The sequence below is a fragment of the Lachnospiraceae bacterium genome (assembly GCA_025758065.1).
In the GTDB taxonomy this organism is placed as follows: Bacteria; Bacillota; Clostridia; order Lachnospirales; family Lachnospiraceae; genus Enterocloster.
The window spans coordinates 69,943-86,096 of sequence record CP107199.1; the positions used below are offsets into that span (position 1 = coordinate 69,943).

Annotated in this window: 8 protein-coding genes; all 8 read right to left on the bottom strand. The window is 42.6% G+C overall.

Annotation, left to right across the window (positions count from 1 at the left end):
• Window position 1: 1 nt before the first annotated feature.
• The gene (locus OGM16_00375) at window positions 2-322 is read right to left on the bottom strand and encodes a rhodanese-like domain-containing protein (protein UYJ46778.1); all 321 of its coding nucleotides are present in this window, start codon (window positions 320-322) and stop codon (window positions 2-4) included.
• Window positions 323-334: 12 nt separating this feature from the next.
• Window positions 335-640, bottom strand: a complete 306-nt coding sequence (gene trxA / locus OGM16_00380) for a thioredoxin (GenBank protein UYJ46779.1) — start codon at window positions 638-640, stop codon at window positions 335-337.
• A 105-nt stretch (window positions 641-745) separates the two neighbouring features.
• Window positions 746-1,306 (bottom strand): hypothetical protein, encoded by a 561-nt coding sequence (locus OGM16_00385; GenBank protein UYJ46780.1) that lies wholly within the window; start codon window positions 1,304-1,306, stop codon window positions 746-748.
• Window positions 1,307-1,632: 326 nt separating this feature from the next.
• The gene (locus OGM16_00390; GenBank protein UYJ46781.1) at window positions 1,633-8,118 is read right to left on the bottom strand and encodes a DEAD/DEAH box helicase family protein; all 6,486 of its coding nucleotides are present in this window, start codon (window positions 8,116-8,118) and stop codon (window positions 1,633-1,635) included.
• 3 nt (window positions 8,119-8,121) lie between these two features.
• Window positions 8,122-8,430 carry an HrcA family transcriptional regulator gene (locus tag OGM16_00395; protein UYJ46782.1) on the bottom strand — a complete coding sequence of 103 codons (309 nt, stop codon included), beginning with the start codon at window positions 8,428-8,430 and terminating at the stop codon, window positions 8,122-8,124.
• A gap of 73 nt (window positions 8,431-8,503) precedes the next feature.
• Window positions 8,504-9,604, bottom strand: a complete 1,101-nt coding sequence (locus OGM16_00400; protein UYJ46783.1) for a DUF5688 family protein — start codon at window positions 9,602-9,604, stop codon at window positions 8,504-8,506.
• 6 nt (window positions 9,605-9,610) lie between these two features.
• Window positions 9,611-9,751, bottom strand: a complete 141-nt coding sequence (locus tag OGM16_00405; GenBank protein ID UYJ46784.1) for a hypothetical protein — start codon at window positions 9,749-9,751, stop codon at window positions 9,611-9,613.
• A 72-nt stretch (window positions 9,752-9,823) separates the two neighbouring features.
• Window positions 9,824-16,120 carry a SpaA isopeptide-forming pilin-related protein gene (locus OGM16_00410; GenBank protein ID UYJ46785.1) on the bottom strand — a complete coding sequence of 2,099 codons (6,297 nt, stop codon included), beginning with the start codon at window positions 16,118-16,120 and terminating at the stop codon, window positions 9,824-9,826.
• Window positions 16,121-16,154: the final 34 nt, after the last annotated feature.

Below are 16,154 nucleotides of genomic sequence, written 5' to 3' on the forward strand. Positions count from 1 at the left end.
CTTATTTTTCCACCTTTCCTGAATAAGCAGCAATGCCACCAATATTATTTACTTTAGAATATCCCATTCGTTGCAACATCCCAGTTGCTTGACGACTTCGGGCTCCGGAATAACAGTATACAAACAGCGGTATTTCTGTATTCTTCACTACCGAAACAACATTGTTAAGTTGTTGCAATGGCACATTTTTACTTTCTGGTATATGCCCTTCCTGATATTCCTGCGGCGTACGAACATCCAGCAGAACTGCACCAGCAGTCTTTTTATATTCCTCTATCCCTTGATTAATATTCGCCTGTTTTAAAAAATCAAAAAATCCCATTAACGCACCTCCTTAAAGCATCTCTAAGATTGCCTTCTTAGGTCTTGCCCCTGAAACTTTTGTTACAATCTTCCCATTCTTCATAACCACCAAAGTTGGAATACTCATAATACCAAATTTACTTGCCAGTTCTGGCTGCTCATCCACATTGATCTTTCCAACTTTGATATCAGGGCGTTCACTTGCTATCTCCTCTATGATAGGAGCCACCATACGACAAGGAGCACACCAAGGAGCCCAAAAGTCTAAAAGAACGGTTTTCTCGGAATCCATTATTTCATTCTGAAAATTATTTTTATTGATATTAATAGCAGACATTTTACAGTCCTCCTTGTTTTTTCTTTTGTGGCTTTATTATAATCTGAAATTCATTTGTTTTCTGTGATATCATCACATTATTATCATGATTAATTTTTAACTAATTTATTTTTTCATCTTATGATCTGATGGCAGTCTCACTTCTCCGGTCCTTTTCTTCATAATAGAATTCTGTGTTTCCATCTGTGTTGGAATATAATCGCTTTCCTGCAGAAATGCACCAGCCGCCTCAGCATATGATTCATATCCAGCTGCTTTCATCCTCTTTAACATTTTTGCCAAAGCACTTTTCTTGTCTCTACTTACCTGACGTGTGCTGATGCCCAGTTCCTCTGCTGTTTCCTTAACCTGTTTTCCCATGATAAAATAATCGCTCACGATTTTCTTTTCTTTCTCTGTCAGATCACTGAAGAGTTCTTTGAAGAAGATCTCAGTTGTGATATCCGATGCAATATCACGTCCACTATCTGCGATAAAGTCTGTCGCACAACCGTTCTCTGATTCTAATCCACAAAATAATACTGTATTATTTCTCTGATGCTGCTGATCGAACATATAATGTTCCTTATTATAAGAAATATTAAGAACTTCCAGCTCCTCTGCAGTAATATTAGCGTATTTCACCTTCTGGTATCTGTCGTAAAATGTGTATTTTCTTTTTTCCATGATTGTTCCTCCGATTTGTCGTTTTTGTTGATTTGTGACAAATCGAAAATCATGGATATCTGGCATAATGCCTGCCTCTTCCCTGCATCTTGATATGCTCTTCCTTTCCGGCATCTACCTGTTAAAAAGGAAGCTTTTTCAAATCTGCAACCTGTTTTTGGGTATAAAAAAAGGCCATGCCCTTCCGGGCACAGCCTGACGCCTTATAATTTGAGAAAAGAAAAACCTCCGCAAACATTACGTCTGCGAAGGTCTATTTCTCTCAGCATATCAATTCTAACATGCACGTATTTTCATTGTAATACCATTCACATGCCAGTTTACTGTCAGTTCACTGCCACTTTACTTCCACTTTTCTTCCAGTTTATTTCCTCCATCTTATTCTGTATCTTTTCCGGTCGTGTAAATGCCCAGAGCATTGTTGCATACAACCGGATTGCTTTCTTACGGTTTCGATAGTAAGTGGTGCTTGGCATATCATCCAGCATCAGCATCACATCTTCATTGGTATTTCCTGCTTCAAAATATCTATATTTCAAAAGCCGATAATACAGCTGTCCATTCTTTGGATAATCCCTCAAAGCTATCAGGGAATCTCTCATTATTTCCAGCAAACAGAGATTCATATCATTATTCAGAAGCTTTTCCTGAATTCTGCGTTTCTCTGCAGTCATTTCTTTTTCCGGTACACCTTTCGCCATCAGCTTCTGTTTCAAGTCATCGTAAACATTGAAACTGCCATCGCCTTTCGGTGTGCTCAAGTCACAAAAAATGATCTGCGCCGATTTCTGTACAACTGTATCTTTCCAGATTTCATAGCTTTTTTCTGCACAGACCGACACTTTACTGCCCGGATCGTCTGGCAATAGTTCATTGACCAATCGCTGATCCAGTGCCAGTTTTCTTCCGTCATTGGTAATTTTCAGCATATTGTCTACACTAGCATCTACGCCACCGTTTCTTACCACTTCCGCACGCTCTCCTAGGCTTGCTACGATTTCTTTCTGCTGTTCTGTTGGTTTCAATACTACAGTTTCGTATTCCGCTTCCGGTACTGGAAGATTCAACTGATCCGAAGTCTTGATATCTGCAATCTCCTTGAACATATTCATCAGTTCCGGGATATTATAGAATCTGGCGAATCTGGATTTTGCTCGGTATCCGGTTCCTTCCGGTGCAAGTTCAATGCTGGTCACAACCTCTCCAAACGTGGATGCCCAGGAATCAAATAATCCCAAGCCCATATTCTGTAATTTGCTGTTCTGCAGATATCTCTGCATGACATAAAGTTCCGTCATGCTGTTGCTGATCGGTGTGCCCGTTGCAAAGGTAATGCCTTTTCCACCGGTAATCTCATCCAGATACTGACATTTATTAAACATATCTGCTGATTTCTGTGCTTCGTTCTGGGCAATTCCGGCTACATTTCTCATTTTTGTATAAAGGAACGCATTTTTATAACTGTGTGCCTCGTCTACATACAGATGATCCACTCCCAGTTCTTCAAAGGTAACTACATTATCCTTTTTCTCTTTCTGATTCAGCTTCTCCAGTCTTGTCATCAGCGTTTTTCTGGTCTTTTCAATCTGCTTTACCGTATAGCGGCCGCCATCCTGCTCATATCTTGCACTCTGGATTGCGATTTCCAGATCGTCAATCTGCTTCCGCAGCATGGCTTCCTGCCTCTCATCAGAGATTGGGATACGCTCAAACTGGGAATGACCGATGATAATCGCATCATAGTTTCCCATAGCGATTCTGGCACAGAACTTTTTCCGGTTCGCCGGTTCAAAATCTTTCTTGGTTGCCACCAGGATATTGGCTCCCGGATATAACTGCAGGAACTCGGCTCCCCACTGCTCTGTCAGATGGTTCGGCACGACAAATAGATTCTTTTGTGATAATCCCAGACGTTTGCTCTCCATTGCAGCCGCTACCATCTCGTAGGTCTTCCCAGCTCCTACTACATGAGCCAGAAGCACATTATCCCCGTAAAGCTGATGTGCGACAGCATTTTTCTGATGTGGGCGAAGTTCAATTTCCGGGTTCATTCCTGGGAAAGTCAGATGACTGCCATCGTATTCACGGGGACGGATACTGTTAAACCGTTCATTATAAACTCTTACCAGTCTTTCACGTCTCTGTTGATCTTTGAAAATCCAATCCTTAAATGCTGCTTTCATGGCATCCTGTTTCTGTGATGCCAGCATAGTTTCTTTTTTATTGAGGACACGAATCTCATCCCCATTTTCATTGACACTCTTATCATAGATACGAACATCTTTCAGATTCAGTGTATCTTCCAGAATCCGGTAAGCATTTGCCCTCTCGGTTCCATACGTTGCATAGGCAAACGCATTTCTTGGACTGTCTGCATTTTTCCCGGTAATCCGCCACTCACCATTCACCTCAGAATATTTTACCTGTATCTCCTTCTGTGCAAGATACCACGGAGTATGAAGCAGTTCCCTCATAAAGTCCTGATAATCCGATGGTTCAATCCAGGTTGCTCCAATCCTTACTTCGATTTCAGATGCTTCCAGTTCTCTTGGCTGAACTGCTTCCAATGCACGGACATTCGGTGTGAATTCCGGGTGATTCTCTGCAAAGGTTCTTGCTGTGTTTAACTTCTCCCTGACATTTCCAGATAAATACTCATCTCCACTCTCCCACTGGTCTGTCAGTGGGTTCTTAAATATAACTCCAACCAGTTCCTCCGTGATTTTTTCTTCTGTCTTTCCTGTCAGCTGTGCCATATAGGACAGATCCACCTTTGCTCTTTCATTCAATGATAATGCTAAGGCTTCTGTCGCAGTTTCCACACTGGTTACCGCCACTGCCTTTTTGATGGTTCGTTTCGTAAACATGTCTGCTTTTCGCTTCAATGTTCCATCTTCGTTCAGGTCTTCCAGAGAACACAACAGACAATAAGAAGCGTCATCAGAAAACGCCCGCTTGTTTGCATTACTTCCGATGACTCCATACTTTGCTGTGTAAGCATCATATACTTGATTCAATTTCTCCTGCTGTTTGTGAATTTCTTCATCTGTTACGGATTCTTCCATCTGCATGGCAATCAGTTCACGCACCGTGTCTCGGATCTCCACCATACCTTTTACACGTTCTGCAGTAGCGGCAGGCATCTTTACCTGATTCATCAGAGAGTTAACACGGTAATATACCTGATCATCTACAACCGCATAACTGTAATTACGAACATTCGGATCTGCCGGGATACTCTCTGGTACATCATCCAGTTCTGCATCCACATCAACTGCAGGTGCCATATTTCCATGAATATTCCTGACAGCTTCTGCAAGCTGGACTTCAAGATCAGCACCTTCTATCGGCATACAGGTTGTTTCCATACCATACGGACCGGATACCTCTTTCATCTCACCCAGAATCATTTCCGGATGGTCTGCAAAATACTGATTGACCGTAATTCCATTGGCATCACTTCCAAGATTCACCCACTCCGGCATCTCTTTTGTCATGCTGTCACGCTTCTGGAAGAATAAAATATCTGCACTGACTTCCGTTCCTGCATTTGCTTTGAATGCTGTGTTCGGCAGGCGGATGGCTCCAAGGAGATCGGCACGTTCTGCCAGATACTTTCGGACTTCCGGTGATGCTTTATCCATGGTTCCTTTTGTTGTGATCAAAGCTGCCACACCACCCGGACGCAACTGGTCGATTGTCTTTGCCAGAAAATAATCGTGAATCATAAAATTATAGCGGTCATATTGCCTGTCATTCACTTTATAAGCTCCAAATGGCACATTTCCGATTGCCACATCGAAGAAATCATTCGGATAATCTGTCTTCTCAAAACCTTTAATCTGGATATTGGCATCTGGGTAAAGCAGTTTTGCAATTCTACCGCTGATACTGTCCAGTTCCACACCATAGAGTTTTGACTGGTTCAGCTTCTCAGGAAGCATTCCAAAGAAGTTACCAACACCCATGGATGGCTCCAGGATATTTCCTTTTGTAAATCCCAGATTTTCCAACGCCTGATACATACTTTCAATCACGATTGGCTGTGTGTAATGGGCATTTAAGGTAGAAGCTCTGGCTGCTGCATATTCTTCCGGTGTAAGGACTGTCTTTAATTCCAGATATTCCGTCTCCCATGCGGATTTTGTTTCATCGAAAGCATCAGCAAGACCTCCCCAGCCTACATATCGGGATAAAATCTCCTGTTCGTCTGGTGTGGCATTGCGGTTTTCTTCCTCGCATTTCTTTAAAAGCTGGATTGCCATGATATTAGCACGGAACTTTTCCTTTGGTGTTCCCTGTCCCAGTTCATCATCTGTGATATGGAAGTTTGTTGCTGGAATATCAGACTGTTCTGGTGTTATATCTTCCTTTTTTTCTGCATCTTCTACTGCTTCCGGTTGTGTCTCAACTTCCGACGGTTCCTGATTTTCCTCTCGTATTTCCTGCTGATCAGAGCCTTCCTGCTCCACTTCCAAAGCCTGCTGAGCTCCTTCCAGATCCGCCTGTCTCTGTGCTTCCTGCCGTTCTTCATACTTTTCCAGTTCTTCCGGTGATAAGAAATCATCGGTGCGAATCAGCTGACGGACACGTTCTGCAACCTTATTCCACTTTAATAGAACTTCTACATCTGGACTGCCAATCTTCCCTTTCGCAAGTTTTAATCCTTTCGCATCATGGGAAGCATCGGATTCATACGCTCCCGGTATCCCAGGTGCTGCTCCACCTGTACCATACTCATTTTTCAGAAACTCAGCTGCATCCTTTATATCGTGATGTTCCATGAAATACTCATAGATCCGATTCCGTCCTCCGGCAGTGATCCCGCCTCTTCTAAGGACTGCATCTATCTCATCCTGTGTGATAAAGGAAAGGGCCGGACGTTCGACCGTAAATTTCTGGTCTACCCAGGAACGCTCCCTCTGGAGATCCTGAAAACGCTGGAAATATTCCGGATTATGCTGAATCTCCCACCTGCGATAATCTTCTGGATTCTCATCCATATCTTTCTGCAGCCATTCAAAGCGATGGGCAATTGCATCTGCTTCCGCTGAATCTGTCCAAGCTTCCCGCACGACATCCTGCCAATCCGAATATGATTGCTGCTCCTCCCGGTTTCTGCTGGTATCCCGAAAATGGAGTGCAAGAAGATTGGTCATTTCTTCCTGCTCCTGTTCAATGGCGTTATTGGAAATCAGATTATCCACGTAACTTCTATCCTCATACATATCCCGGATTCTGTCCGCCGCTTCTTCCCACGTAACCATGCGATCAAAGTTTCTTCTGGCGGAATCTCCCCGTCGGATACGGATACCATCATTGTCATACCAGATACTGATTTTCTGTCCATCTATGGTAAATCCTTTTCCACCTGTTTCATATTCCTCCTTCAGGAAGTTCTGCATTTCTTCATTATCCAGACCTTCAATCAGTCTTGCCGTAATATGAAACAGTGTATTTTTCTGTCCACTTCCCGTGCGGAGAATATCATCTACTACTTCATCAGAAATAAGAAAAGCGGCTGGCTGTTCTAATGCAGCTGCCGCTTTCCTTATTTCTCCTAACTGTTCCTCTTCTGTCGGGAACAGACTTAATTGTAAATAATCTCCTGAATTACCAGTTCCTCTGCCTGTGCTTTGATCTGGTTCATGTGTCTGGTCCATGCCATCCCGTCTGCCATTTTGTCCGGTGCCGGGTTTTTCTCCAGAAGTTCTGACATCAGGTTGTCTACTCTCTGCCTTGCCTGGCTGTCGATTTCCATCAGATGACTGTCCAGACGGTTCTGTAAGGTCAGAATGTTGAATCTGGCTACTTTGTGGTTTCTCAGATACTCTTTCCTCATCAATCCGTACTTCCCGATCGTTCCTCTCGTCTCCTCCAGACTGATATCCGGAATCTGGTACTCTCCATTCTGGCTGTAAGTGATCTCTCTCATGCTCTGTTTCCTCCTTATTTTCTCCTCTATCTTCTGTGTTCCTTGTTTTACTTTCACGAATTAACGTGTTAAATTCATTATAAGCTACTTCTTTTTCTTTTGCAACCGTTTTCAGATCTTTTTCCAAGTCATTCAACACATATCGTCCAATCTGCATCAATACCGGTCTGCTGATCTCATTCACAGAACTTCCAAGGTGTCCAATAACCTTTAACTGGTTAAAATCTGTAATATGACGAAAATCCTCTGCATCAAGATATTCCTGCACATCCAGTCCGCATCGGTTCAGTAACACATACCAGACACTGTTTGTCATCAGTTCCCGGAACTCCACTTTCTGATTCTGTTCATCCAGATCTTCCAGAAAAGTGCCGGCTACATCCATTTGCAGTTCGTCGAAAGCATCCGGCAACCAGGCCTGCACACTTTCTTCTGCCGCCTGGTGAAGAACCTCTGCTAATCCTCCCTCTGTTGCTTCCAGTGCCAGCCGCTCCTGCAGATAATCTGCCACCAGTTGTTCTCCTTCTGGATTAAGATTCCATAACTGCGGATCTCTGCCCAGATTTTTTACCTTATAAGTATCCTGCACATCAAAAACATATCGGAGTTTCGTTTTTGGTCCGGATGTGTTATCTATCAGGGCAATTCCTTTAGACCCCTTTTTAATCCATCGGTACATCTTCTGGTTCCAGATTTCCATGGATGCCACGGCTGTTGCTCCCGGACGCTGTGCATAGATCAAGAGCTGTTCCGGAAAAGTGTACCGGTACAGCCTGGATGCAGTATTTAGAAACCGCATCCATTCCTGCGGATTGGCAGCAACATCCTTTGCCACTTCCTCCGTCAGAAGTTCCATTGCATATAATTTATTTGCCATCTGTTACTCCCTTTCTTCTTCCCACTTTTCTTCTACAACATCGGCAATCCGTTCCATTGCCCTTGTCATAGAAGGAAAATTACTACTGTTACTTGCTTTTCCAATCTGATCAATAAGAAATTCCGGCATATCTGCAAGTGCTCCGGCAATCATAGCCTTTACCCGGATATCCTCCAGCATAAGAAGCTCTTTTACACCAAATTCTTCACCAAATACATCCTGATATCTCCGTAAGTCATCCAAAAGATATTCCGGTTTTAAATCTCTATCCATTTCCTTTCTTTTATCATCACCATATAAACACCAGTCCATATTCTTTTCTCCTCCATCTTCATAAAATTAGGGACTGCTCACACAGTCCCCTCAAAATCATCGTTATTTCTCGTTATAATACTGAGGCAAGGTCTTTCGCCCTATTCTTTGGGATTGTATCTGTCCCTTTTGCTTTGATCTCCGCCTTGGCTTTCTCCAGTTTTCCATGGATTCCACCTTTTGCTTCTGTTCTCCCAGTTGCTTTTTCTGCTGCTTTTTCTTTCTCCAGACGTGCTTCCCTGCGTTCGGCATTTTCCATAACTGCTGTCTTTCCATCACAGAACTGAACCTTATCCGAAAGCTGTTCCTGCCTCTCTACCTGCGTCTCATTGACTTCCTGTACCATGGCATTTAATTCCGGTACTTCAAACATTCCGTTATCAGGAAGAATCAGCACCTCATGAATTGAAGAGGGAAGAACAAAATAATCACTTCCCAGGCATTCACCGATCTGCTTACGAATATCTTCCTGCAGTAACAGTGATGCACCATTCATTTTTTGTGCATTTGAAAGACAGAACATTGGATTTTCCATTGCTTCAACATTCAGTTTTTCATTCAAAAGATTTTCTGCTTCTTCACCAAAAATCATGGATTTTATCATTTCATTCATGTCCATCAAAACAACACCACGATTTCTGTCTGCCGCCACTGCATCTGCCTGGATTTGTTCTGCTGTCACACCCCATTCATTCATAAGATTGACAGTAACCGGAATACTACCAATTCCTCCCTCGTTTTCTTCCACATTCACTGCGTAATATGCTGCAAAATCTCCATGTTCGGTAACAACTTTATCAGCCAGGCGTTCTTCATTCCATTCCCGGTCACAGATTCTCACCTGTAATTTGTCCTTCATTTTTTCATAATCCAAAATATCCGGAAGACCCATATTGATAAATGCCGCTTTGTCCTGCACTTCAATACGCATATCTGCCACATCACCCACACAGGAATCCAGATTTTTTCCATTGACATATTCCATATAAAGAGAATCCAGATATACCATCGGCACAGCTCTTTGATCACCCTGTGGAATTGAAATGCCAGTCAACCTTAATCCATTATTTTTTGCAACTTCTTCAATACGGATTTCTCCATTCTGATATGAATCCGGCAAATAGTCTTTTACATTATCTTTGACATATTCATAAAATTCTTTTCTGTTCATCATACGCTTTTACCCCTTTCTGATCATGTGATGGTTCATTCTTTTCCTGCTGACCATCTGCTCGGCTTTTTTCTGATAAGCCATCATTCTTTTTAAAGTTCTCTCCTGGTTCTTTCTTGCTTCCTGTCTCTTTTCCATTGTTTTCATCATATTTTTCTGTCCCTTTCTGTGAATTTTTGTATTTTAAAGGGAGCCCTGATTCAGGGCCCCCTTTACTGAGGATTACTGTTTTCTGATTTTCTTTCTGCTGATATAAAGTCCTGCCATGCCTCCGGTAGAGATAAGCAGAAGCAGAATCGGCAGCCAGATATTTGTGTTATCTCCTGTCTTCGGTGCATCTGATACCTTCGTCTCTTCATGGGACTGCGGCACATCTGGTGTGCTTGGTGTTTCCGGAACTTCCGGTTTCTCATTTGTCAGATTGAAAGTAACTTCTACAACCGGCGTACTGTCGTCTGCGTAGGCAAATGTCACTTCATGCTTGGTCTGATCCAGTGTGTATCCATCCAGTGTTTTTGTCTCCACCAGATAATACTTGATTGCTGTATCATATTTGCCGTTCTTGAATGCGGCAATCTCATACAGCTTACTCTCGGCATGACCGGCAGCATCTGTTTTTAAGGTTTCCAGGACCTTTCCTTTGCTGTCACGGAATTCAAATTCTACTCCTTTCAGCGGTTCCCCAGATGATTTATCTGTCTTATTGAGAATGACTTTTCCCTTGGCAGTATCATCTTTCATAACCACTTTCTGGATTTCTCCAGTATCCTTCACCTCAAATGTCACATCCGATGTCAAAAGATATCCTTTTGGTGCCTGTTCCTCTCGTAAGGTGTATCTACCAATTGGCAGTTTTTCAATATAGTGTGCCTCCTCTGTGGAAGTCCAGCTCTCTACTACCTGATCGTCCTTATCAAGAATCGTTAGTTTTGCACCAGGAATCTCTGTATCTCCTGTGATATCTGTCTTGCTGATCTGAACCTTGGTCACATCATCTTTCATCTCATGCTTCTGAATCTCAGCTGTATTCTCAACCGTAAAGGTAATGCTCTCTGCAGTAACATATCCGTCTGCCGGTTTTGTTTCCGTCATGGTATACTCATTACCTACAACAAGTTCTTTGATCACATGAGATTCTTCTGTAGAAGTCCATTCATCCACAACATTTCCATCTGCATCCGTCACTTTCAGGTGTGCACCTGGAAGTTCTTTGCCTGTGGTCAGGTCTGTTTTTGTCAGTTCCACTGTGGTCGGCTGATTTTCAAACGTAAAATCATAGCTTACTTCTGCCTGATCTTCTCCGGCATATTCAAAGGTAAACTCCTGCACTTCTTCCGTTGTCACAAATCCGTCCGGTGCACTGTTCTCTTTTACATAATATTTTCCATCTACTGGAAGATCTGCCGCAAAAGTGATCTGTCCTTTCTCATCGGTTGCTTTCTGCTCGATGAGGGAATCTTTCTCAAGCAACACATCTCCGTTTACATTTTTGATATCTTCACTGGTATAAAGGCCGAAGACGCCGCCTGCAAGAACACGGTCTGTATCTTTTTCTTTCTTCAGAACAGTAACCTTTACTTTCTGACGGGTATTCTGCCATTTTTCATCATAAGTGATTACCGGTGTGTCCTGATCACGGTAGGAAAGATCAACATATCTCGGTTCTCCATCCAATACATAGCCATGGGCAGTTTTAACTTCTTTCACATAGTATTTGCCTGCCGGGAGATTATCCATCTGTGCAATACCATTGGAATCTGTAGTAATAGTTCCTACTTTTTCATCTGCTTTGTAATAATCTTTGCTGACACCATCTGCCGCTTTGATATCTTCCGCAGCAAATACATCGAAAGTCACATCTGTAAGGCTTCCGGTTACATATTCGAAGAGATGCTCCACAGTGCCTTTTACATTGTCCAGAAGTGTCACTTTATCCAAAAATTCTCCATTTTTGTTGATGATTAAAAGTCCTGTCGGCACTTCATCTTTCATCTCTACCTTCTGAATCTCTGCGGTATCTTCCAGTGTGAACTTCACATCCGTTGCTTTCAGATATCCATACGGTGCGATTTCTTCACGAAGGGTATATTCCTCCCCAACGGTCAGTCGTTTAATCACATGTGGCTGGTCTTTTACAGAAGTCCACTGATCTACGACATTCCCCTCTCTATCAAGAACGGTGAGTTTTGCTCCATCCAGTTCCACACCTGTTGTCACATCTGATTTTGTAATTTCAACCGTTGTCGGCTGATTCTTCTTCACTGTTTTCAGTTTTACTGTCTTCACGTCCTGTCCCTGATAAGAAGCATCCAGATTCAGAACTTCATCGGAAGAAACGAATCCTGCCGGTGCCTTTAACTCTTTTACATAATACTGTCCGAGTGGCAGATCCAGCGTACAGGAAGCAATTCCATCTTTATCAGAAGTCATTTCCTGTAACAGGGTATCAGCGTTGACAATGACTTTGCCTTCTGCTTTGATATCATCTTTGTTATAAATGCCAAAGACTGCACCTTCTACCGTTGCTCCGTTTTCTGCATCCTGTTTTTCTACCTGGATTGCAACTTTCTGTCTGTCATCACCAACAGTCACTTCCTGTTCGATCACAGGTGTATCCTGATCTGCATAGACAAATGCTACATCCGATCTGTCATGGTTCAGAACAAATCCTTCCGGTGCTGTTTTTTCTACCACATAGTAAGAACCAAGCGGCAGGTTATCTGCAACTGCTTTTCCGTCTTCCCCGGTCGTTACCGTTGTTACCAGAGCATCTTTTGCATAAATCAGCTGTCTGTTTCCATTTTCATCTTTCTGATAATCCGGTGTGTAGATATTTTCCGCTGCATAGACGTTAAACTCTGCACCTTTCAGATATTTTTCTTCATAAACAAAATCCTTTTTGAATCCACTCAGCATCTCACCTTTTTTATAGATCGTCAGCTTTCCTTTTACCGGATGATTCTCGTAATCAACTGTGATAATGGCATCGCCGCTTTCTGAATCCATCTGATAAGCAGTGTTTGCATCAACAGCAATCTCCATATAATTCTTGTTGATTGTGTACCCTTCCGGTGCGTTGACTTCCTCAATCCGGTAATGTCCGATTTTCAGGTTCTTTGGCATGATCAGATAACCCTGACTGTCTGTAAAATAGGACTTGTGTGTGGTTGTCACAGGATAAGTAGTTACCTGCTCCACATATTTTTTGTTATCCAGGTCATATACCTTAAATTCTGTTCCTGCAATCAGGACTGATTTCTTTGTTTCATCGTCTTTTTTCACAATTTTCAATTTTGCCTTGAACTCTTTGTCCAGAAGCACACGCCAGATCTGTGGCTCATTCGGATGGTTCTCTGTGATATTCACTTCAAAATCATCGACTGGCTTGTAATTGTGTGGTGTTGTTGTTTCACGGACAATATAGCTTCCAAATGGTAATGGAATACTGCAGGCATAACCTTTTTCATCTGTAAAAATCTCAGTAGCTCCGTTTTCTCCACTCACTACTGGTTTAGCAGAATCAAAATCATAGCTTCCATCTGCTTTCTTTGTAAGGGAAGATTTCAGATAAACTGTAAATCCGGCTCCGGATAACAGATCTGCATCGGTCTTTCCATTGTTGGCTGCTTTGATAATCTGGAACGGCTGCTTGATCACCTGTTCACTGGAAATGCATTCTCTTTTTACTTCTGCAGTCATATCACCTTCATAACTACATTCAAGATCATGTTCTTCTGTATCTGCCAGGTATCCGGTCGGTGGTGTGATCTCCTTGACGTAATATTTGCCAAGATATAAGCCATCTACAGAAGCCTGTCCTTTTTCATCCGTTGTAAGAGAAGCCACCTGTTCCCCTGCTTTATAAATCACACCGGTTGCTCCATCCGGATGCACGATATCTTCACGGGCATATAATCCGTAGACTGCACCTTTCAGTGTTGCATCGCCCTGCGGAACGGCTTTTCCTGTTTCTTTATCAACTTTGAATAAATTGATTTTTGCTGTCACACGGTCATTGCTGAAGGTATGGGCGAAAGATACGGTTGCTTCTTTATCATTGGTGTAAGAGAACTTGAACGTATACACGTCTTCTGTATTTCTTACATAGCCTTCTGGTGCCTGGTCTTCTTTTACGGAATAGGAATGATTGATAGGCAGATCTGCTGTGAATTTTGCCTTTCCATCCTCACCGGTAGTGGCTTTCTCAATCAGGGTGCCTTTCTTTACAACAACTACACCATCTGCATTTTTGATATCGTCTGCCGCATACAGGGCGAAAATACCACCTTCCAGCGGTTTCTTTGTATCTTTATCCTGTTTTACTACAGTGACTTCTGCTTTCTGACGCTCATTGTTGAAGGTGACATCCGCAAATACAACTTCTTTATTCTGTCCGGCATAAGTCAGCGTCACTGTCTTTTCTTCGCCGCCATTATAGAAGTTGTCCGGTGCTTTTGCTTCTTTTACCACATAAGTTCCTAGATGGAGATTCTTCAGGGTAACAGAGCCATTCTCACCTGTTGTCAGATTTTCTTTCACCAGATCACCTTTGCTGTACACTTTTGTACCATACGCAGTCACAATATCTGCTCCGGCATACACGTTGTAAACAGCATTTTTTTGTCTGCGGTTCTCATAATGGAATACGGTTCCACTCTCACTGACTTCTGCTCCGGTAAGCACCTGACCTTCTTTATAAACAGTAAGCTCTGCAAGCTGCTCCTTATTTTCCACGGTTACAGCTGAGGTCTTACTTGCTACCAGTTTTACATTTGTTGCCGTTGCATTTACTACATATCCCTGTGGTGCTGTGATTTCTTTCAGATAAACGGTATCCTGTGTCTTGATAATCGTAACAGAGGATTTTCCATTCTTATCTGTTGCAGGCATCTGAGTGATCAGCTTTGTACAAGCCTCATCGCTGTAAACGCCAAATACTGCACCTGCAAGATTGACATTCGCTGTATCGTCTTTCTTTACGATTTCGATCGTAGCCTGTTCAATCCATGAGACCTTTAAGCTTACATATTTTTCATCAGCAACACCTTCTCCAAATACAAATGCCAGATCCTGAACACTTGCATTCGTAGTCAATTTATATGCTGAATAATCTTTTGTAATACTTCCCTTCATTTTTGCAGAAAAAGTATCACTTACATCTCTTGTCTGTGTCAGAGGAGCTGAGAGATAAAACGTGGTTCCTCCTCCAATTGTTACGCTTGCACCTGCCGCACTTACGGTTCCAGTAGATACATTATGGAGCTTTACTCCTTTTGGTAAGTCCATTGTGATTTTCTGCTGGGAAGATGCGTTGAACTTAATGTTCTCCGTTCTCTGAACATTTCTATCTACATAAGCTTTTACATCCGGCTTTGAAAATGACATCGCTACATCTGGTATTTCCGGCTTATTCACACAATAATTATAGAGTTCTTTTGCCAAAGCCTCTCCTGTAGCATTGGTTCCGTAAAATGCATCACTGCTTCCGTTGGCATATGATGCAGCCATGTGAATGATGATGAATCTTTTTCCTTCTGAAAAATCCGTGTGTTTATTCGCAAAAAAGCTTTCGCTCCCTGCGGCATCTGTGCCGTAATAACACACTTTTGCTAACGCCTGATTGTCTCCAATCTTTGTAATTGTATAATTTCCAGATCCAGGTCCTGGCTTAGCTGGCTGTACACAATACGCAATTGCTCTGACGTTTCCGTAGCTGATATAGTACGGCTCTGTCAGATAGGTTCCAAGATTATAATCTGCATATCTATACAGTGGTCCTTTTTCAATTGTTACCTGCTGTGTACTTCTTGCTGAATAAGCTGAAACTGCTTCAAATGTTGCAATCTCTCCCTCTTCCATAGCATCAAGATCCACACCTTCGTCTCCTGCCTGTTCCAAAACATCATGAAGCTCTAACCCTGATTCTTCATCATAGGTATCCTGATTCTGTGCCTGCTCTACTAAATCATCAAATTCATCAGCGTCAATATCGGTAATCTCCGAGTCTGCTTCTGAATCCTCCGCTTCCTCTGTCTGCTGTTCACTGCCAGCGGTTTCTGATTCGGTCACTGCTTCACTCCCTGCAGTTTCAGTCTGAGCTTCTGTTGCTTTCTCACGCACAATCAGTTTTCGGCTGATCTGGTACTTCGGATGCTCTTGATTTACCGGTTCCACATAATAGACCGCTTTGTAAGTGTCCGCATGATCTGTCGTAAAATCCTCATCCTTGTCATTCTTTGCTTCCTCAAATGTGACTTTGACCTTGTTATCATCCTTGATTTCCAGTCCCGTGTAATCTGATTTCACATCAAATACACTGCCTGTTTCAATTTCATAATCTTTGGCAGTCACCACCTCATCTTCATCCAGAAGGTCTTTCACTTCCTCATAAAGTGGAGGTTTTTCCTCTGGCTGGATCTCCGCTGCATATGCCGTCATCGGAGACAGCACTGTACTAAGCATTGTCATGCCTGCCAGCAAGCCAGATACTACTTTTCTAAAATTACCTTTTTTCTTCATGCTAAGGTCCTCTCTTTCATATATTTGTATTAAA